Genomic DNA, 18,407 nt, shown 5'->3' with positions numbered 1-18,407 from the left:
GCGGGCGGCGGCAGGGGCCGGCGCGGACATGGCGCTGCCCGGTGGTTCCGGGACCGGAGGCGGTGCGGGGGTCGGCTTCGCGGCAACGGCCGCGGGCGCCGTGGCCCCGGCGACGGCCCCGGGACGGCGGGCCAAGAGCTCGACGCGCGCCAGTCGCTGCTCCAGCTCGGCGATCCGGCGGCGGGCCCGCAAGGCCATGCCCAGCAGGCCACCCAGCAGCGCGCCAGCGACCAGCCCGAAGGCCTCCCGGCTTCCGTCCGCGATCAGCAGGCCCAGGAAGGCACCCACGATTCCCAGTATCCAGCTCATCCGCATCCCCGCCGTGGCGTCGGGCCGAGTGTAGCCAACCGCAAGGGGATGTGAACGCCGGGGCCGGAAACGAAAACGCCGCCCTCGGGGGGCGGCGGTTCGTGGGCTCGAATGGTCGGGGAGACAGGATTTGAACCTGCGACTTCTACGTCCCGAACGTAGCGCTCTACCAGGCTGAGCTACACCCCGAGGGATTCGAGCCGGCTATTCTAGAGGCCGGACGCGGACTCGGCAAGCCCGGCGTTCGCCTGGTGCCCCGGAGCGGCTCGCCCCGTTGCGCCAGAAGCTAGAATGCGCCATCGCCTTGGAGTGTCCCGCCTTGATCAAGCCCCGCACCACGCCCGGGGTCATGGAGCTGCTGCCCCGTGACCAGATCGCCTTCCAGCGCATGCTCGACGTCATCCGGCGCAACTACGAGCGCTTCGGCTTCCTGCCGGTGGAAACGCCGGTGTTCGAGCTGTCCGAGGTGCTGCTGACCAAGACCGGCGGCGAGACCGAGCGGCAGGTGTATTTCGTGCAGTCCACGGGAGCCCTCGAGCAAGGCGGCCAGCCCGAGCTGGCGCTGCGCTTCGACCTCACCGTGCCGCTGGCGCGCTATGTCGCCGAGCACGAGCACGACCTGGCGTTCCCGTTCCGGCGCTACCAGATCCAGCGTGTCTACCGCGGCGAGCGCGCCCAGCGCGGCCGCTTCCGCGAGTTCTACCAGTGCGACATCGACGTGATCGGCAAGGACGCGCTCAGCGTGCGCCACGACGCCGAGATGCCGGCGGTGATCCACGCGGTCTTTTCCGAGCTCGAGGTCGGCCCGTTCACCATCCAGCTCAACAACCGCAAGCTGCTGCGCGGTTTCTTCGAAGGCGTGGGGATCGCCGACGGCGAGCGCCAGGCGCTGGTGCTGCGCGAGATCGACAAGATCGACAAGCGTGGCGCCGATGCCGTGCGCGCGACCCTGGTGGGCGCCGACTTCGGCCTGGCCGACGACGTGGTGGACCGGATCATGGCCTTCGTGCAGGTGCGCTCGCGCTCGCACGCCGATGCGCTGGCGCAGCTGGACGCGCTGGGCGCGGGCAGCGAGGTGCTGGAGCAGGGCCGCGCCGAGCTGCGCGAGGTGCTGGAACTGCTCAAGGGCTACGGCGTGCCCGAGAAGAACTACGCGCTGAACTTCTCCATCGCCCGCGGCCTCGACTACTACACCGGCACCGTCTACGAGACCACGCTCGACGAGCACCCGCAGATCGGCTCGGTCTGCTCGGGCGGCCGCTACGAGAACCTGGCCAGCCACTACACCAAGTCGAAGCTGCCGGGCGTGGGCATCTCGATCGGCGCGACGCGCCTGTTCTGGCAGCTGCGCGAGGCCGGCATCGTTTCCACCGCCGAAAGTTCGGTGCAGGCGCTGGTCGGCCTGATGGACGACGCCCGCCTTCCGGATTCGCTGGATATCGCCCGCCGCCTGCGCGCCGCCGGCATCAATGCCGAGGTGCAGCTGGAGGTGAAGAAGCTAGCCAAGCAGTTCCAGTACGCCGACCGCGCCGGCATCCGCTTCGTGCTGCTGTACGGCGAGGACGAAGCGGCGCGCAACGTGGTCAAGGTCAAGGACATGGCCTCGCAGGACCAGTACGAACTGGGCCGCGAGGAGCTGGCGTCGGTGCTGAAGGTCGAGCTGGAGCAACAGCGCGCGATGGGGAAACGCTGAGATGAAACCGATCACCCTCGATGGCCGCGGCCTCAACCGCGCGCAGCTGGCCGAGATCGCGCACGGCGCGCCGGTGCGGCTCGATCCGGCGCAGATGCCGGCGGTGCAGCGCGCGGCCGACTTCCTGGCCGACCAGGTCAAGAAGCAGGAACCGATCTACGGCGTGTCCACCGGCTTTGGCAGCAATGCCGACAAGCTGTTGGGCGCGCACCGGCTGCGCACGGGCCTGCCGGGCGCTTCCGGGTCCAGCGACACGGTGCTCGAGGAGCTGCAGCACAACCTGATCGTCACCCATGCCGTGTGCGTGGGCGAACCGTTCCCCGCCGACGTGGTGCGGGCGATGATGGCGATCCGCATCAACACGCTGATGCGCGGCCACTCCGGCATCCGGCCGGCCGTGCTCGAGGCCATGGCCGCGCTGCTCAATGCCGGCATCGTGCCGGTGGTGCCGCGCAAGGGGTCGGTGGGCGCCAGCGGCGACCTCGCGCCGCTCTCGCACCTGGCCATCGTACTGTTGGGTGGCGGCGAAGCCTTCTACGAAGGCGTGCGCATCCCGGGCGCCGAGGCACTCAGGCGCGCCGGCCTGGCGCCGGTGAAGCTGTCGCACAAGGAAGGCCTGGCGCTGAACAACGGCACCGCGCAGATGCTGGCCACCGCGGTGCTGGCGATCGAGCGGCTCGAGGACCTGCTCGACACCGCCGACCTCGCGGCCGCGATGACGCTCGATGCCTTCGCCGGCCGCCTGCGCGCCTTCGACCCGCATGTGCACGCGCTGCGCCCGCACCCGGGCCAGGTGCGCGTGGCGGCGAACCTGCGCGGCCTGCTCGAAGGCTCCAGCCTGTCCGACATCGCCTACCACCTGGTGCCGCGTTTCCGGCAGTGGCAGCCCGACAGCTGGGCCACGCCCGACCAGCAGGCCCTGGGCTTCGACATCGGCTGGGACTGGGTGCCGTTCAACCAGCGCCACGGCCGCGAGAAGTTCTACCAGCGTTTCCGTCCGTTCCGCGGCGGCAAGAAGCACCAGCCGCAGGACAGCTACTCGCTGCGCTGCATCCCGCAGGTGCATGGCGCCGTGCGCGACGCGCTCGAGCAGGCCAAGCGCGTCATCGACGTCGAGCTCAACGCCGTCACCGACAACCCGCTGCTGTTCCCTGACCTGGAAGGCGCCCGCGAAATCGAGGACCAGGTGGTCTCGGCCGGCCACTTCCACGGCATGCCGCTGGCGCTGGCCATGAGCTACCTCAAGGCCGCGATCCCGGTGCTGGCCTCGATTTCCGAGCGCCGCCTCAACAAGTTGGTCGACCCGGCCACCAACGACGGCCTGCCGCCCTTCCTGATCGGCAACGAGGACGGCACCGAAAGCGGCTTCATGATTGTCCAGTACACCGCCGCCGCGCTGGTCAACGACCTGGCCAGCCGCGCGCACCCGGCCAGCGTGTACTCGATCCCGACCAGCGCGAATGCGGAAGACCACGTTTCGATGGGCGCCAACGAGGGCCGGCACGTGCTGGAGATGACGGCCGACCTGGCGCAGGTGTTGGGGCTGGAGCTCTACACCGCGGCGCAGGCGCTCGATTACCGCCGCGACATGATCAACGCGGCTCGCCAGCTCGCCCGCGAGGCCGACGCCGAGGCGCTGGCCGCGAAGGTGCTGGGCGCGCCGCTGCCCGGCCATCCGGACCGCCCCGGTTTCCTGGCCGAAGTCGAGGCGCTGCGCGGCGAGCTGGCTGCGGCCGGCGAGTTCCAGCCCGGCCGCGCCGTGCAGGCGGCCTGGGCCGCGCTGCGCGAGGCGATTCCGTTCATGGGCCGCGACCGGGCCATGGATGGCGACGTCGCCACCGCCGTGCGCCTGGTGGAAGAGGGGCGCCTGCTGTCGGCGGCCCGCGCCGCTCGCGACTGAGTCCCGTGCGCGCCTGAGGCTTCCCGCCGGGAGGCCAGCGCCTTGCCGGCAACCTAGCTGATGCCTTCGGCCGCGTGCACGCAGTTGCGGCCGCGGTTCTTGGCCATGTACAGCGCGTCGTCGGCCTGGTGCAGGGCCTCATCCACGCCCAGGCCCGCGCCCGGGCGTAGCAGGAACACGCCGATGCTCGCGCTGATTCGGATGTTGTTGCCCGCGTAGCGCACCGCCTCGCCGCAGATCTTCAGGCGCAGCTGCTCGGCCACCTGCACCAACCGCTCGCCCGTGACGTCGGGCAGCGACACCACGAACTCCTCGCCGCCGAACCGCGCCAGCAGTGCGCCATGGTCCACCAGCGTGTCGTGCAGGCAGCGGCCCAGCCAGCGCAGGCATTCGTCGCCGGCCAGGTGGCCGTGCGTGTCGTTGACGTCCTTGAAGTGGTCCAGGTCGATCAGCAGCACGCCCAGCGACTGCCGGTGCTCGTTGGCCTGGTGCAGCTGCTGCTCGAACATGTCGCGGAAATGCCGGCGGTTGAACAACCCGGTCAGCGCGTCGCGGCGGTTGGATTCACGCAGGCGCTGGTTGGCCTCGGCCAGCTGCTCGAGCGCCGTGCTGAGCTCCGAGGTGCGGCGCGCGACGTGGCGTTCGAGCTGCTCGTTGTGCTCGCGCACCAGCCGCTCGTTCTCGCTGCGCAGCCGCGCGTAGCGGTAGGCGAGGGCGAAGGAGAGCAGGATCATCTCCATCGCCGAACCAATCTGGATGCCGTACTCGGTGAAGAAATTCTTGTCCAGCAGGCCGAACGAGACCGAGGCGTACAGCGCCGTGCCCAGCAGCAGGAAGGCCCAGGCCATCAGGAACACCTTGGCCGGGGCGTACCCGTTGCGGATCGAGGTGATGGCCAGGTACAGGATGAACAGCGCGCCGGGGAACACCGCGAGCGTCATCGGCCGCACCACGGTGCGGTAATCGAGCACGAAGGTGGCCAGGCCCATCAGCACGAAGAAACCGATCAGCGCCAGCGATACCTTGTTGGCGACCGGCTGTCGCGTCTCCAGCTCCAGGAACACGCGGCAGAACTGGTGCATCGCGATCTGCGACACCGCCATCGACAGCGGGATCGCCAGGTTGGCGAACCAGGGCGAGTTCGGCCACAGGTACTCGAAGGCCAGGCCGTTGAGGCAGAACATCACCAGGCCGAAGCCGGCGACATGGAACAGGTACCAGAAGTGGCTGGCGTCGCGCAGCGAAAGCCACAGCACCAGGTTGTAGCAAAGCAGCGCCACCAGGATGCCGTAGAACAGGCCGATGCCGAACTGCGAGTCGCGCTCGAGCTCGGCGAACGCGGTGGGCGTGTACAGGGCCAGCGGCACCTGCATCGAGCTGCGGCTGGCCACGCGCACCAACAGCTCCACCTCGGTGCGATGCGGCAGCGTCACCCAGAAGTTCGGATGCCGGTAGCGGATGCTTCGGGCGCTGAAGGGCAGGGTGTCGCCCGAGGCCATGTGCTCGACCCGGCCGTCCGGGTAGCGCAGGTAGACGTCGACGTAGTCGAGCAGCGGGTAGTGCAGCACCAGCAGCCAGCGCTGCTCGGTCGGGTTCTGGTTGAACAGCGGGGCATGGAACCAGTAGGCGCCCTGGGTGAAACCGAAGGCCGCGCTGTCCCCGGGCAGGGGCATGAACTCGCCGCGGCTGGCGCGCGAAAACATGGCGGAGGCATCGGCGCGCCCGGTTTCGTCGATGCCGTAGCTGAGGTGGGGGGTGAGCGCCAGGCGCTCGCTGCCGGCCTCGAGCACGGCCGGGCCGGCCGCGCTGTCGGTGGTGCCGAACGCGAGCAGCAGTCCCAGCAGCAGCGAGATCCAGCGGTTCGACGTCACGTCGTTCCCCTACGAGGCCGGCCCATTATGCGCGGTGGTGGGGCCGTCGGGTCCAATCGCAGGGCTTGCTTTTGTAATAACGCGCTATTACATTAGCGCCATGAAACGCCGCGACCCCGCCAGCCCGCCCCGCCGCCCGGACCTCGAGGACCTGATCCAGGCCCTGCTGGCCCTGCGCTCGCCCGGCGAACTGCGGGCTTTCCTGGAAGATCTCTGCACCCCGTCCGAGCTCGAGGCCATGGCCGACCGCTGGGGCGTGGTGCCGCACCTGGTCGCCGAGGTTCCCTACCGGGAAATCCACGACCTTACCGGCGTCAGCGTCACCACCATCGGCCGCGTCGCCCGCTGCCTGGACCTGGGCGAGGGCGGTTACCGCCTCGCCGCCGAGCGCCTGGGCCATCGAGCCGACGACGCGTCGCACTGAACCCCACTGTTTCCGAACCCCGGAGGGCGTCATGAGGACGCACGACCGTTTACGCATTGCCATCCAGAAGTCGGGCCGCCTGTCCGACCCCGCCCGCGACCTCCTGGCCCGCGCCGGGCTGTCGTTCCGGGAAAGCCGCGACCGGCTGTTCTGCTACGGCGAATCCCTGCCGATCGATCTGCTGCTGGTCCGCGACGACGACATCCCTGGCCTGATCGCCGAGGGTGCCTGCGACCTGGGCGTGGTTGGCGGAAACGTGCTCGAAGAACAGGCCTGCGAGCGCCTGGCCGACGGCCGCGGCGAGGCCTTCCGGCCGATCCGCGAGCTTGGCTTTGGCCGCTGCAGGCTGTCGGTGGCCGTGCCCAATGACTGGGAGTGGACCGGCCCCGAGCGCCTGGCCGGCCTGCGCATCGCCACCAGCTACCCGCAGCTGATGGCGCGCTGGCTGCGCGAGCAGGGCGTCGAGGCGACGCCGGTGATGCTGTCGGGCTCGGTCGAGATCGCGCCGCGCCTGGGCAAGGCCGAGGCCATCTGCGACATCGTCTCCACCGGCGGCACGCTGATGGCCAACCAGCTCAAGGAGGTCGCGGTGATCCTGGAAAGCCAGGCCCTGCTGGTCGCGCCATCGCAGCCGTTCGGCGACGAGCGCGCCGAGCTCGCGGCCATGCTGCTGCGCCGCCTTGACGCGGTGATGAGCGTGCGTGCGAGCAAACTGGTGCTGTTCCAGGCCCACCGCGACCAGGTGGCCGAGCTGGTGAAGCTGCTGCCCGATGCCGAAACCCCGACCGTGATGGCCATCGAGGGCCAGCGCGACCAGGTGGCCCTGCAGGCCCTGTGCCGCAGCGCGATGACCTGGCAGCGCCTGGAAGACATGAAGCGCGCCGGCGCCTCCGGCCTGTTGGTCCTTCCCGTGGAGCAGATGCTGGCATGAAGCGGATTGAATGGAACCGGCTCGACGCCGACGCGCGGCGCGAGTGTCTCGCACGCCCGGGCGCCGGCGACCAGTCCGAGGTCGAGGCGGCGGTGAAGCGCGTGTTCGAACAGGTGCGCGCCGACGGCGACACTGCGCTGCGGGCGCTGACGCGCCGCTTCGATGGCGTCGAACTGGCCAGCTTCGAAGTGACGCCCGCGGAAATGGCCGCGGCCACCGCCACCGTGCCGGCGTCGCTGCGCGCGGCGCTGGCCGAGGCGCGCGAGCGGCTGCTCACCTGGCACCGCGCCGGCATGGCTGCGGAGTTCGAGGTCGATACCGCGCCAGGCGTGCGCTGCGGGCGGATCCTGCGCGCCATCCCGCGCGTCGGCCTGTACGTGCCCGCCGGCAGTGCGCCGCTGGTGTCCACGGCGCTGATGCTGGGCGTGCCGGCGGTGCTGGCCGGCTGCGACGAGATCGTGCTGTGCACGCCGCCGCGCGCCGACGGCAGCGCCGACCCGGCGGTGCTGGCGGCGGCGCAGCTGTGCGGCGTGCGCCGGGTGTTCAAGCTCGGCGGCGCCCAGGCGATCGCCGCCATGGCCTTCGGTACCGACAGCGTGCCGCGCTGCGACAAGCTGTTCGGCCCTGGCAACCGCTACGTCACGGCGGCCAAGCAGCTGGCGGCGATGATGGCTGGGGGCCCGGCGATCGACATGCCGGCCGGTCCCTCGGAAGTGCTGGTGATCGCCGACGCCGGCGCGCCACCCGTGCACGTGGCGGCCGACCTGCTGTCGCAGGCCGAGCATGGTCCGGATTCGCAGGTGGTGCTGCTGACCGATTCCGCCGCCCTGGTGGACGCCGTGGAGGCCGAGGTTCGGCGCCAGGTCGCCGAGCTGCCGCGCGAGGCCATCGCCACGCGCGCGCTCGAGTTCGCGCGGCTGGTGCAGGTGGATTCGCTGGACGAGGCGTTTGCCATCAGCAACGACTACGCGCCGGAACACCTGATCCTGGCCTTGCGCGAGCCGCGGGCCTGGCTGGCCAAGGTCAGCTGCGCGGGCTCGGTCTTCCTCGGCGATTTCGCGCCCGAGGGCCTGGGCGACTACTGCTCGGGCACCAACCACGTGCTGCCCACCAACGGCGCCGCGCGCGCCTGGAGCGGCGTCAGCGTGGCCAGCTTCCAGAAATCCATCAGCGTGCAGGAGGTCAGCCGCGCCGGCCTGGCCGCGATCGGCCCCTGTGCGGTCGAGATCGCCCGGGCCGAAGGCCTCGAGGCCCACGCGCAATCGGTGCTTCGGCGCCTGGAGACGACGACGTGAGCGCCATCCTGTCCCTGGTCCGCGAAGACCTGCGTGAGTTCGCCGGCTACAGTTCGGCCCGCCGCGCCGGCGTCACCGGCAAGGTGTGGCTGAACGCCAACGAGAGCGCCTGGCGCAATCCGGCCGATGCCGGCCTGGGCGCCAACCGCTATCCGGATCCGCAGCCGGCCGCGCTGCGCGAGCGGCTGGGCGAACTCTACGGCGTGCGCGCCGACCAGGTGCTGGTGGGCCGCGGCAGCGACGAGGCCATCGACCTGCTGGTGCGCGCGCTGTGCGTGCCGGGCCGGGACGCGGTGGTGGTGTCGCCGCCGGTGTTCGGCATGTACGCGGTGAGCGCGCGGCTGCAGGGCGCGCCGCTGGTGGAGGTGCCGCTGCGCGACACCGAGGCCGGCTTCGCGTCCGACCTCAATGCCATGGCGGACGCGGCGGTGTCGTCCGGCGCCAAGCTGGTGTTCGTCTGTTCGCCGGCCAACCCGACCGGCCAGGCCATTGCGCCGGCCGACCTGCTGGCGCTGGCGCGTCGCCTGGCCGGGCGTTGCCTGGTGGTGGTGGACGAGGCCTACGGCGAGTACTGCGACCAGGCTTCGATGGCGGCCTTCATCGACCAGCAGCCGAACCTCGCGGTGCTGCGCACGCTGTCGAAGGCGCATGCGCTGGCCGCCGCCCGGATCGGCTGCCTGCTGGCCGCGCCCGAACTGGTGGCGGTGCTGCGCAATTGCCAGGCGCCGTACCCGCTGCCGTCGCCCTGCGTGCAGCTGGCGCTGGCCGGCCTGTCCGAGCCGGCGCTGGTGCAGACCCGCGGCCGGGTGATCACCGTGCGCGCCGAGCGCGAGCGGCTGCAGCACGAGTTGCCTGGCTTGCCCGGGGTGCGGCGGGTGTATGCGTCGCAGGGCAACTACATCCTGGTGCGCTTCGAGGATGCCGGCGCGGCCTTCGCGCGGCTGCTGGCGGCGGGCGTGGTGGTGCGCGACATGCGCGCTTCGCCGCAGCTGGGCGACGCGTTGCGCATCAGCGTCGGCAGCCCGGCCGAGAACGACGCCATGCTGGACGCGCTGCGGGCGGGGAGGGCGGCGGCATGAGCGGCCAGCGCATCCTGTTCGTCGACCGCGATGGCACGATCATCGAGGAACCGGCCGATTTCCAGATCGACGCCTATGAAAAGATCCGCTTCGTCGAGGGCGTCATCCCGGCGATGCTGAAGCTGCGCGACGCCGGCTTCCAGTTCGTGCTGGTGACCAACCAGGACGGGCTGGGCACGGCCAGCTTCCCGCGCGAGAGCTTCGTGGGGCCGCACGCGTTGATGGTCCAGGTCCTCGCGTCGCAGGGCATCACCTTCCGCGAGGAGCTCATCGACGAGAGCTTCGAGCACGAGAACAAGCCGACCCGCAAGCCGGGCCTGGGTTTGGTGATGCACTACCTGCGCGACCGCGGCATCGACCTGGCCAACTCGGCCGTGGTCGGCGACCGCGACACCGACCTGCAGCTGGCGGCCAACCTGGGCTGCCGCGGTTTCAAGCTCAAGCCGGGTCCGGATACCTGGGCGTCCATCGCGCATGAGCTGGCCGATGCGCCGCGCGTGGCGAAGGTCGAGCGCGTGACCAAGGAAACGCGGGTGCGCATCGAGCTCGACCTCGATCGCGCCGCCGATCCGGTGGTCGCGACCGGGTTGGGCTTCTTCGACCACATGCTCGAGCAGCTCGGCAAGCACGGTGGTTTCGCCCTGCAGCTCACCTGCAGCGGCGACCTGCACATCGACGAGCACCACACGGTCGAGGACAGCGCGCTGGCGCTGGGCCAGGCGCTGAAGCAGGCGCTGGCCGACAAGCGCGGCATCGGCCGCTATGGCGATTCGTCCGGGCAGGGTGCGATCACGCTGCCGATGGACGAGACGCTGGCGAAGGCCGCGGTGGATTTCTCGGGGCGGCCGTACTTCGTGTTCGAAGGCAGCTTCCCGCGCGCCGAGGTGGGCGGGCTGGCCACCGAGCTGGTGCCGCACTTCTTCCGTTCACTGTGCGAAACGGCCGGCCTCAACCTGCACCTGTCGGTGCAGGGCGAGAACACGCACCACATGGTCGAGGCCTGCTTCAAGGCCACGGCCCGGGCGCTGCGCCAGGCCATCCGCCGCGAGGGCCGCGAACTGCCGACCACCAAGGGCGCGCTGTGAAGGTCGTGCTGGTCGATTCCGGCGGCGCCAACATCGGCTCCGTGCGCTACGCGCTCGAGCGCCTGGGCGTGTCCGCGGCAATGACCGCGGACGCCGAAACCATCCTTGCCGCGGACCGCGTGATCCTGCCCGGCGTTGGCGCCGCCGCCCCCGCCATGGCCCGCCTCCAGCAAATGAACCTGGTTCATTTGTTGCGTGGGTTGAAGCAGCCGTTGTTGGGGATTTGCCTGGGGATGCAGTTGCTGTTCGAGGGGTCGGAGGAAGGCGACGTAGCGTGCCTTGGCTTGGTGCCCGGGCGCGTGCGGAAGATGCCGGCCTCGGCCGGCGTTCGAGTGCCGCACATGGGCTGGAACCGGTTGCGGCCGACCCAGGCCGACCCGCTGTTGGCCGGCGTCGTCGACGGCGCCCAGGCCTATTTCGTGCACAGCTTCGCGGCGCCCGTCACCGGGCACTGCATTGCGTCCTGTGACCACGGCGCGCCCTTTGCGGCCATGGTCCGGCGCGGCAACGTCGCCGGCGCCCAGTTCCACCCCGAACGCTCGGGCGCCGTCGGCGCGCGATTGCTCCAGAACTTCCTGCAGGCCGATCCGGCATGAGCGACTTCACCCTTTACCCCGCCATCGACGTTCGCGACGGTCGCGTGGTGCGCCTGCGCCAGGGCGACTACGCGCAGGAAACCCGCTACGCCGACGACCCGCTCGAGCTGGCCTCCCGTTACGCCGCCGCGGGCGCACGCTGGCTGCACCTGGTGGACCTCGACGCCGCCCGTGCCGGTGGCTACACGCTGGCGCCGCTGCTGGGCGAGCTCAAGCGCCGCACGCGCCTGAAGGTGCAGACCGGCGGCGGCGTCCGCGGCGAAGTGGACGTGGAGTCCTTGCTCGCGGCCGGCGCCGACCGCGTGGTGGTCGGCTCGCTGGCCGTGCGGGAACCGGGGCGCGTCGCCTCCTGGGTGGCGCGCTACGGCGCCGAGCGCATCACCGTCGCGCTCGACACCCGCCGCGACGCCGAGGGCCGCTGGCGCCTGCCCGTGCACGGCTGGACCGAGGAGGGCGGGCGCGAGCTCGACGTACTGGCCGCCGCCTACGACGAGGTCGGCCTGCGCCACCTGCTGTGCACCGACATCAGCCGCGACGGCATGCTCAGCGGCCCGAACTTCGATCTCTACCGCTACCTGTGCGAACGCTTCCCGCGCCTGCGCGTGCAGGCTTCGGGCGGCGTCGCCGACGCGGGCGACGTCGCTGTCGCCAAGGCCAGCGGCTGCGGTGGCATCGTGCTGGGCAAGGCGCTGCTCGATGGCCGCTTCACCCTGGCCGACGTGATCGCGGAGCAAACGCCATGCTGAGCCGCCGCCTGATCCCCTGCCTGGACGTCAAGGACGGCCTGGTCGTGAAGGGCGTGAAGTTCCGCGACCACGTGGTGATGGGCGCGATCGAGGAGCTGGCCCTGCGCTACCGCGACGAGGGCGCCGACGAACTGGTGTTCTACGACATCACCGCCAGCCCGCAGGGCCGCGGCGTCGATCGCGCTTGGGTCGAGCGCGTAGCGCGCATCATCGACATCCCGTTCTGCGTGGCCGGCGGCATCCGCTCGGTGGCGCAGGCGCGCGAGGTGCTGCTGGCCGGCGCCGACAAGATCTCGGTGAACACGCCGGCGCTGGAGCGTCCGGAGCTCATCAACGCGCTGGCGGCCGAGTTCGGCGTGCAGTGCGTGGTGGTCGGCATCGACAGCCTGCGCGACGCCGACGGCGAGTGGCGCGTGCGCGCCTACACCGGCGACCCGGACCAGACCCGCGCGCTGCCGCGCCGCACCCTGGACTGGGTGGCGGAAGTGCAGCAGCGCGGCGCCGGCGAGATCGTGCTCAACTGCATGGGCTCGGACGGCGTGCGCACCGGCTACGACCTCGAGCAGCTGCGCGCGGTGCGGGCGATCTGCGGCGTGCCGCTGGTGGCCTCGGGCGGCGCCGGCACGGCGCGCCACTTCGCCGAGGTCTTCCTGGATGCCGACGTGGATGCGGCGCTGGCCGCCAGCGTCTTCCATTCCGGCAGCGTCCGGATCCCCGAACTCAAGACCGCCCTGCGCGCGCAGGGCATCGAGGTGCGCGATGTCGCCTGACCAGATCCAGGCCCTGGCCTGGGACAAACAGGGCGGCCTGCTGCCCGCCATCGTCCAGGACGCCGGCACCGGCCGCGTGCTGATGCTTGGCTACATGGACCGTGCCGCGCTGGACGCAACCCTGGCCAGCGGCCGCGTCACCTTCTTCAGCCGCAGCAAGCAGCGCCTCTGGATGAAGGGCGAAACCAGCGGCGACGTGCTCGAGCTGGTGCGGCTGGAGGCCGACTGCGACGCCGACACGCTGCTCGTGCAAGCCCGCCCGCGCGGCCCGACCTGCCACCTCGGGCGCGAGAGCTGCTTCCCGGAAGCGCCGGGCAGCTTCCTGGCCGAGCTCGATGCGCTGGTGCAGGCCCGCGAGCGCGGGCGGCCCGCCGGCAGCTACACGACGTCGCTGTTCGAAGGCGGCGTTCGCCGCATCGCCCAGAAAGTGGGCGAGGAGGGCGTGGAAACGGCCCTGGCCGGCGTGGCCCAGGAGGACGACGCGCTGCTGGGTGAAGCCGCCGACCTGGTCTTCCACCTGACGGTGCTGCTGCGTGCCCGCGGCCTGGGCCTGGCCGACGTCGAGCGGGTGCTGCGCCAGCGCCACGCCGCCAAGCGCTGATCCGCTGCGGCGGGTGATAATCGGGGCCTCGCCGGAGGACCCCATGCCCGTCATCGCCCGCGTCCTGCTCTGTTTTGCCCTGGTGTTGCCCGTCGGCGCGCAGGCGCTGGCGCCGCCCTGCAACGGCGGCCGCGTGTTCGAGGATCGCGACGGTGATGGCCGCTGGTCGCGCGGCGACCGGCCGCTGCCCGGCGTGCTGGTCTCCGATGGTTTGCAGCTGGTGCGCAGCGATGCGCGTGGCGGGTACACGCTGCCCTGGGACGACGGTCGCACCACCTTCGTGGTCAAGCCAGCCGGCTATGCGTTTCCCACCGGCGCCGACGGCCTGCCCGTGTTCTGGCGCCACCAGCAGTACCACCCGGGGCCCGCGCTGGCGTTCGGCGGCATCCCGGCGGCCTCGCCGGACTGCCGGGACTTCGCGCTGGTTCGCGGGAAGCCCTCGCGCGCGCCTCTGGACGTGCTGGTGTTCGCCGACCCCCAGGCCAAGACCGCCGTCCAGGTCGACTACTACGACCGCGACATCATCGCCCCGCTGGTGGCCGCCGCGAACGGCCGGCCCGCGGCGGCGCTGGGCCTGACGCTGGGCGATGTCGCCAACGACGACCTGTCGCTGTACCCCGCGCTGAAGGCCGCCACCGCGCGCCTGCGCACGCCCTGGCTGCACGCGGCCGGCAACCACGACCTCGATTTCGACGCCGCGACCGACGAAGAGTCGCTGCGCAGCTTCCGCCACGCCTTCGGCCCGGACACTTTTGCCTGGGAGGAGCATCAGGCCAGCTTCATCGTGCTGGACGACGTGATCTACCGGCCGGGGCAGAAGCCGGCGTATATCGGCGGCCTGCGCGAGGACCAGTTCACCTGGCTGGCTGCCTACCTCGATACGCTGCCGCGTGATCGCCGGCTGGTGATCGCGGCGCACATCCCGTTCTTCGACGAACCCGGCCGCGAGACTTTCCGCCGCGCCGACCGCGAGCGGCTGTTCGCGCTGCTGGCCCCGTTCGGGAAGGTGCTGCTGCTCAGCGGGCACGGCCACGTGCAGCGCCATCACTACCACGACGCCGACGACGGCTGGCACGGTGCCGAGCCGCTGCACGAATACAACGTCGGCGCGGCCTGCGGCGGCTACTGGGGCGGTGCGCCCGATGCCGAAGGCCTGCCCGATGCGCGCATGTCCGACGGCACGCCCAACGGCTACGCCCGCCTGCGCCTCGATCGCGATGGTAGCTATGCCCTCCACTGGCACGCCGCGCGCGCCGGCGACGAGGCGATGTCGCTGCATGCGCCCAAGGTGCTGCGCCGCGGCCACTGGCCGGGCGTGGGCCTGTTCGCGAACGTGTACATGGGCGAGGCAGGCACGCGCGTGGAGGTTCGCATCAACGGCGGCGACTGGCAGCCCATGCGACGCGTGGACGCCCCCGACCCGGCGCTGGTGGCCGAGAACGTGCTGGATGATTTGGCGACCGCGCTCCGAGGCTACGACCGCCTGCCGGAAGCGGAGGCCTCGACGCATCTGTGGCGCTTCAACCTGCCGACCGACCTGCCGGCCGGCGAACATGGCTTCGAGGTGCGCGCGTTCGACCGCTGGCGCGGTGAGCTCAGGGCTTCGGGGTCTTATCGGCTGGTGGAAGCAGCGGAGTGAGCACCGGGGCCTTGGTGTTGCCGTTCGCCGGCGGGTCCAGTTCGAACGGGTAGGGCAGGACCGGGCCGGGCTCGAAGCCGGCGCGCCACGCCGCCAGCCGCTCGCCGATGCGCGCGCCGCGGTTGATCTGCGGGCGCGAGGGCTCCAGGCCCTCGGCCAGTTCGCGCGCTTCGATCGCGGCGGTGGCCTGCACGAAGGCGGCGTCGAAATCCGTGGTGGCGTTCAGGCCTTCCACCAGCCAGGCGCGCCCGAAGAACGTCGCCACCGAATCATTGCCGCAACCGAAGGAGGTGCGCTCGCGGTGCGCCGCCATCAGCAGCAGGGTGTCCGGCCCGCGCAGGGCCTTGGCGAAGCCGCCCGAGTAGCAGGCCGAGATCACCAGCACGCGGTGGCGGATGCCGGCGGCGTCGAGGGCCTCGCGGAGTTCCCGTGGCTCCAGCAGGCGGTCGCGGCGGCCCTCGCGACGCAGCAGCAGTTCGTGCTCGGCGGTGCCGTGGGTCGTGAAGTAGGCCAGCAGCAGGTCTTCCTCGGGATCCATGCGCGCGGCGATGCCCTCCAGCGCCTGCCGCAGCGTGTGGGCGTTGGCTTCGGGCAGGCCGCGCACCGGCGGCGCCTCGACGTGGTTGGCCAGCAGGATCACGCGGCCCGCGGCGTCCAGGCGCTGCGCCGCGAGGTCGCGCAGGTAATGGACCTCATTCCGGAATACCTGCTCGCTGCCGTCGCCCGCGAAGCCGAGCACGAACAGGTCGGGATGGCCCGGCCGCTGCGGCGCCAGCCGGGCCAGGTCGGCGGCCAGCAACGGGTCGGGGGCGCGCGGCTTCGGCGCGGGCTTGTCGAGCGATTTGGTGGCCGCGCCACCGACGCTGGCCGCGAGCAGCAGGCCGGCGAAGACCAGCGCGCGCGCGGCGACCCGGCGACTCATCCCGCGACCGGATCGATCGCGTCGAAGGCCTCGACGCGGCGGTGGCCACCGGTGTCGGCGCCCAGACGCGGCTGCGGATAGTCCTCGCGGCGATCCACCAGCACGGTGCCCAGGCCCGCCTCGCGGGCGGCATCGAGCTCCTCGACCACGTCGGACAGGAACAGCACGTCGGCGGCCGGTACGCCGAGCGCGGCGACGATGCGGCGATAGCTGCCGGCGTCGCGCTTGCCGCCGACCTCGGTGTCGAACCAGTGCGAGAACAGCGGCTGCAGGTCACCCGCGGCGCTGTTGCCGAAGAACAGCTTCTGCGCCGGCACCGAGCCGGAGGAATAAACGCTCAGCGCATGCCCGGCGGCGTGCCACCGGCGCAGCGCTTCGGCCGCGTCGGGATAGATGTGCGCGCGGAAATCGGCGCGGCCATAGCCGTCCTTCCACACCATGCCCTGCAGCGCCTTGAGCGCGGTGTGCTTGCGGTCGGCGTCGATCCAGCCCTGCAGCGTCTCGACCACCAGGTCGTCCTGGCAGGCCCCGCCGATCTCGCTGGCCACGGCATCCAGCCACCGCCGCACCTCCGGCTCGCGCCCGTGCGCCGCCACGAACCCCGGCAGCGCCTTGCGCGCGTACGGGAACAGCACGTCCTTCACGAACGAAATGCTGCTGGTGGTGCCTTCGATGTCGGTGAGGATCGTCTGCATCACCCCGCCTGGCCCGGTTCGTAGCGCGGGAAGCGCCGGGCGATGTCGGTGCCGGTGAAGTGGCCGACCCAGCCGTCGGGCTCGGTGAAGAAGCGGATGGCGACGAAGCTCGGCTCCGGGCCCATGTCGAACCAGTGGGTGGTGCCGTCGGGCACGCCGACCAGGTCGCCCTGTTCGCAGCGGATCTCGTAGACCTTGTCGCCCACGTGCAGGGTGAACAGGCCCGAGCCGGCGACGAAGAAGCGGACCTCGTCCTCCTTGTGGAAGTGCTCGTCCAGGAACTTGGCGCGCATGGCGTCCTTGTTCGGGTTATCGGGCGCGATCGACACCACGTCCACGGTCTTGAAGCCGTTCTCGGCGACCAGCTTGTCGATGTCGGCGCGGTAGGCGGCCATCACCTCGTCGGGCCTGGCGCCCGGCAGCACCGGCTGCGCGGCCTGCCACTGCTCGAAGCGCACGCCGATGTCGCGCAGGCGCGCGGCGATCGTGGCCAGGTCCTCTGTGGACGAGATCGGGGTCGACGGATCGGCTTCGTCGAAGATGCGGAGGCGGCTCATGCGTTCAGTCTCCTCAGGTCGAGCTCGCAGGCGAACAGGAATTCGAAGGCCTCCAGGTGGCGGCGGGCCTCGGCCATGGTGCGGCCCCAGGCGTAAAGGCCGTGTCCATCGATCAGGTAGCCCCACATCGGCTGCTGGTCGAGCAGGGTCTCGACCCTGGCGGCCAGCTCGGGCATGTCCTGGGTGTTGGCCAGCACCGGCACGTCGATCGCCATTTCATGCGTGTGGTTGCCGTGGAAGGCCTTCAGCAGCTCGTAGCCCTCCAGGTGCAGGTGGCCCTGCGGCGCGTACAGGCGCGAGGCCACCGTCTGCACGTGCGAATGCGTGTGCAGCACGCAGCCGATCTCCGGGTAGCGGGCGTAGATCTGCGTGTGCAGCAGGGTCTCGGCAGACGGGCGGTGCGGCGTGGCTACCGGCTGGCCCGCGAAATCCACGACCATGATGTCCTCGGCCACCAGCCGGCCCTTGTCGCGGCCGGAGACGGTGATGGCCGCGTGGCGGTCATCCATCCGCATCGAGAAATTGCTGCTGGTGGCCGGGGTCCAGCCCAGGGCCGACAGTTCCCGGGTGTTGGCGACGATTTCGGCGGCGCAGGCGGCCAGGCGGGCGGGGTCGAAAGGCAGGTTTTCCATGCCCGGAAGTCTAGCCGATGACGCCGCCGGCGTCGGCTTGACCGGCATCAACGCTGCATTCACCGCCGGGGACTACACTGGCGTCAGCCATCGGAATCCTCCGTAGCCAGACGAGACCGCCATGAATACCCAGAACCCGTCCCGCCGCCGCTTCCTCGTCCACGCCGCCGTCGCCGCCGTCGCCATCCCGTTCACGGGTCGCTTCATCAGCACGGCCCAGGCGCAGGCCCTGCCCAAGCTGTCGCTGGACGACCCGACCGCCAAGGCCCTGGCCTACGCCGAGGACTACACGAAGGTCTCGCACCCGAGCTTCAAGCCGGGCAGCAATTGCGCCAACTGCCAGTTCTTCACCGCCGCCACCGGCGCCTGCACCCTGTTCCCGAAGAACTCCGTGCCGGCCACCGCCTGGTGCAGCGCCTGGGCCAAGAAGGCCTGATCCCCGCCGCCGGCCGTCTCGGCCGGTGAGACCACGGGGCCGTTAGAATCCCCGGCAGTGTCCTTGCCGGGGTTTGCCTTGTCCGCTTCCGAATCCGCCTTCCTGCTGCTGGGCCTGCTGGCCGGCCTGATCCTGGCCGGCGCCGCCTCGTTCTGGGTCGCCCGCCGGCGCCTGGCCGAGGCCCGGGCCGCCGGCCGTGCCGAGCGCGAGCCCGAACTGGCCCGCG

Annotated in this window: 18 protein-coding genes, 1 tRNA gene and 1 pseudogene; 13 read left to right on the top strand and 7 right to left on the bottom strand. The window is 71.2% G+C overall.

The window, feature by feature from the left end:
* A pseudogene (locus Q0C12_RS11625) lies at positions 1–309 on the bottom strand (hypothetical protein); the annotation flags it as partial.
* A 112-nt stretch (positions 310–421) separates the two neighbouring features.
* Positions 422–498, bottom strand: a tRNA-Pro gene (locus Q0C12_RS11620).
* Positions 499–628: 130 nt separating this feature from the next.
* On the opposite strand from Q0C12_RS11620, the gene hisS reads away from it, so the two are divergent.
* Positions 629–2,002 (top strand): histidine--tRNA ligase, encoded by a 1,374-nt coding sequence (gene hisS / locus Q0C12_RS11615; RefSeq protein ID WP_290890477.1) that lies wholly within the window; start codon positions 629–631, stop codon positions 2,000–2,002.
* Position 2,003: 1 nt separating this feature from the next.
* The gene (locus Q0C12_RS11610; protein ID WP_290890476.1) at positions 2,004–3,902 is read left to right on the top strand and encodes an aromatic amino acid lyase; all 1,899 of its coding nucleotides are present in this window, start codon (positions 2,004–2,006) and stop codon (positions 3,900–3,902) included.
* A 53-nt stretch (positions 3,903–3,955) separates the two neighbouring features.
* On the opposite strand, the gene Q0C12_RS11605 is transcribed toward Q0C12_RS11610, so the two are convergent.
* On the bottom strand, positions 3,956–5,773 hold the full coding sequence (locus Q0C12_RS11605; protein ID WP_290890475.1) for a diguanylate cyclase: 1,818 nt from the start codon (positions 5,771–5,773) through the stop codon (positions 3,956–3,958).
* 100 nt (positions 5,774–5,873) lie between these two features.
* On the opposite strand from Q0C12_RS11605, the gene Q0C12_RS11600 reads away from it, so the two are divergent.
* From Q0C12_RS11600 to Q0C12_RS11555, 10 genes are read left to right on the top strand one after another with little or no spacing between them, the layout of a single operon-like run.
* Entirely contained in the window at positions 5,874–6,197 is a 324-nt protein-coding gene (locus Q0C12_RS11600) for a YerC/YecD family TrpR-related protein (protein WP_290890474.1), read from the top strand.
* A 31-nt stretch (positions 6,198–6,228) separates the two neighbouring features.
* Positions 6,229–7,128: an ATP phosphoribosyltransferase gene (gene hisG, locus Q0C12_RS11595; RefSeq protein ID WP_290890473.1), complete on the top strand. Its 900-nt coding sequence runs from the start codon at positions 6,229–6,231 to the stop codon at positions 7,126–7,128.
* Positions 7,125–8,423 carry a histidinol dehydrogenase gene (gene hisD, locus Q0C12_RS11590; RefSeq protein ID WP_290890472.1) on the top strand — a complete coding sequence of 433 codons (1,299 nt, stop codon included), beginning with the start codon at positions 7,125–7,127 and terminating at the stop codon, positions 8,421–8,423. Before hisG ends, hisD begins: the two co-directional genes overlap by 4 nt.
* Positions 8,420–9,502: a histidinol-phosphate transaminase gene (gene hisC / locus Q0C12_RS11585; RefSeq protein WP_290890471.1), complete on the top strand. Its 1,083-nt coding sequence runs from the start codon at positions 8,420–8,422 to the stop codon at positions 9,500–9,502. The genes hisD and hisC overlap by 4 nt, the downstream gene beginning before the upstream one ends.
* Positions 9,499–10,587: a bifunctional histidinol-phosphatase/imidazoleglycerol-phosphate dehydratase HisB gene (gene hisB, locus Q0C12_RS11580; RefSeq protein ID WP_290890470.1), complete on the top strand. Its 1,089-nt coding sequence runs from the start codon at positions 9,499–9,501 to the stop codon at positions 10,585–10,587. Before hisC ends, hisB begins: the two co-directional genes overlap by 4 nt.
* Positions 10,584–11,183, top strand: coding sequence for an imidazole glycerol phosphate synthase subunit HisH (hisH, locus tag Q0C12_RS11575; protein WP_290890469.1), 600 nt, complete (start codon positions 10,584–10,586; stop codon positions 11,181–11,183). The genes hisB and hisH overlap by 4 nt, the downstream gene beginning before the upstream one ends.
* Positions 11,180–11,929, top strand: a complete 750-nt coding sequence (hisA, locus tag Q0C12_RS11570) for a 1-(5-phosphoribosyl)-5-[(5-phosphoribosylamino)methylideneamino]imidazole-4-carboxamide isomerase (protein WP_290890468.1) — start codon at positions 11,180–11,182, stop codon at positions 11,927–11,929. The genes hisH and hisA overlap by 4 nt, the downstream gene beginning before the upstream one ends.
* On the top strand, positions 11,923–12,699 hold the full coding sequence (hisF, locus tag Q0C12_RS11565; RefSeq protein WP_290890467.1) for an imidazole glycerol phosphate synthase subunit HisF: 777 nt from the start codon (positions 11,923–11,925) through the stop codon (positions 12,697–12,699). Before hisA ends, hisF begins: the two co-directional genes overlap by 7 nt.
* Positions 12,689–13,300 (top strand): bifunctional phosphoribosyl-AMP cyclohydrolase/phosphoribosyl-ATP diphosphatase HisIE, encoded by a 612-nt coding sequence (gene hisIE, locus Q0C12_RS11560; RefSeq protein ID WP_290890466.1) that lies wholly within the window; start codon positions 12,689–12,691, stop codon positions 13,298–13,300. Before hisF ends, hisIE begins: the two co-directional genes overlap by 11 nt.
* Positions 13,301–13,343: 43 nt before the next feature.
* Positions 13,344–14,939: a calcineurin-like phosphoesterase family protein gene (locus Q0C12_RS11555; protein WP_290890465.1), complete on the top strand. Its 1,596-nt coding sequence runs from the start codon at positions 13,344–13,346 to the stop codon at positions 14,937–14,939.
* Here Q0C12_RS11555 and Q0C12_RS11550 read toward each other — a convergent pair.
* From Q0C12_RS11550 to Q0C12_RS11535, 4 genes are read right to left on the bottom strand one after another with little or no spacing between them, the layout of a single operon-like run.
* The gene (locus tag Q0C12_RS11550; protein WP_290890464.1) at positions 14,896–15,861 is read right to left on the bottom strand and encodes a C13 family peptidase; all 966 of its coding nucleotides are present in this window, start codon (positions 15,859–15,861) and stop codon (positions 14,896–14,898) included. The genes Q0C12_RS11555 and Q0C12_RS11550 overlap by 44 nt on opposite strands.
* Positions 15,858–16,556 carry an acireductone synthase gene (mtnC, locus tag Q0C12_RS11545; RefSeq protein ID WP_290890463.1) on the bottom strand — a complete coding sequence of 233 codons (699 nt, stop codon included), beginning with the start codon at positions 16,554–16,556 and terminating at the stop codon, positions 15,858–15,860. Before mtnC ends, Q0C12_RS11550 begins: the two co-directional genes overlap by 4 nt.
* Positions 16,556–17,113, bottom strand: a complete 558-nt coding sequence (locus Q0C12_RS11540; RefSeq protein ID WP_290890462.1) for an acireductone dioxygenase — start codon at positions 17,111–17,113, stop codon at positions 16,556–16,558. Before Q0C12_RS11540 ends, mtnC begins: the two co-directional genes overlap by 1 nt.
* Positions 17,110–17,745, bottom strand: coding sequence for a methylthioribulose 1-phosphate dehydratase (locus Q0C12_RS11535; protein ID WP_290890461.1), 636 nt, complete (start codon positions 17,743–17,745; stop codon positions 17,110–17,112). The genes Q0C12_RS11540 and Q0C12_RS11535 overlap by 4 nt, the downstream gene beginning before the upstream one ends.
* Positions 17,746–17,866: 121 nt before the next feature.
* On the opposite strand from Q0C12_RS11535, the gene Q0C12_RS11530 reads away from it, so the two are divergent.
* Entirely contained in the window at positions 17,867–18,181 is a 315-nt protein-coding gene (locus tag Q0C12_RS11530; protein ID WP_290890460.1) for a high-potential iron-sulfur protein, read from the top strand.
* The last annotated feature ends 226 nt before the right edge of the window (positions 18,182–18,407 follow it).

This window comes from Arenimonas sp. (genome assembly GCF_022842045.1).
Classification (GTDB): Bacteria; Pseudomonadota; Gammaproteobacteria; order Xanthomonadales; family Xanthomonadaceae; genus Arenimonas.
Note: the sequence above shows the minus strand (reverse complement) of the source record. Positions and strands in the feature narration are given on the sequence as shown.

Coding starts and splice junctions, on each gene's coding strand:
- mtnC (WP_290890463.1), bottom strand. CDS start 16,556: ATGCAGACGATCCTCACCGACATCGAAGGCACCACCAGCAGCATTTCG.
- Q0C12_RS11600 (WP_290890474.1), top strand. CDS start 5,874: ATGAAACGCCGCGACCCCGCCAGCCCGCCCCGCCGCCCGGACCTCGAG.
- Q0C12_RS11535 (WP_290890461.1), bottom strand. CDS start 17,745: ATGGAAAACCTGCCTTTCGACCCCGCCCGCCTGGCCGCCTGCGCCGCC.
- Q0C12_RS11540 (WP_290890462.1), bottom strand. CDS start 17,113: ATGAGCCGCCTCCGCATCTTCGACGAAGCCGATCCGTCGACCCCGATC.
- hisG (WP_290890473.1), top strand. CDS start 6,229: ATGAGGACGCACGACCGTTTACGCATTGCCATCCAGAAGTCGGGCCGC.
- hisF (WP_290890467.1), top strand. CDS start 11,923: ATGCTGAGCCGCCGCCTGATCCCCTGCCTGGACGTCAAGGACGGCCTG.
- hisA (WP_290890468.1), top strand. CDS start 11,180: ATGAGCGACTTCACCCTTTACCCCGCCATCGACGTTCGCGACGGTCGC.
- Q0C12_RS11610 (WP_290890476.1), top strand. CDS start 2,004: ATGAAACCGATCACCCTCGATGGCCGCGGCCTCAACCGCGCGCAGCTG.
- Q0C12_RS11555 (WP_290890465.1), top strand. CDS start 13,344: ATGCCCGTCATCGCCCGCGTCCTGCTCTGTTTTGCCCTGGTGTTGCCC.
- hisIE (WP_290890466.1), top strand. CDS start 12,689: ATGTCGCCTGACCAGATCCAGGCCCTGGCCTGGGACAAACAGGGCGGC.
- hisD (WP_290890472.1), top strand. CDS start 7,125: ATGAAGCGGATTGAATGGAACCGGCTCGACGCCGACGCGCGGCGCGAG.
- Q0C12_RS11530 (WP_290890460.1), top strand. CDS start 17,867: ATGAATACCCAGAACCCGTCCCGCCGCCGCTTCCTCGTCCACGCCGCC.
- hisB (WP_290890470.1), top strand. CDS start 9,499: ATGAGCGGCCAGCGCATCCTGTTCGTCGACCGCGATGGCACGATCATC.
- Q0C12_RS11550 (WP_290890464.1), bottom strand. CDS start 15,861: ATGAGTCGCCGGGTCGCCGCGCGCGCGCTGGTCTTCGCCGGCCTGCTG.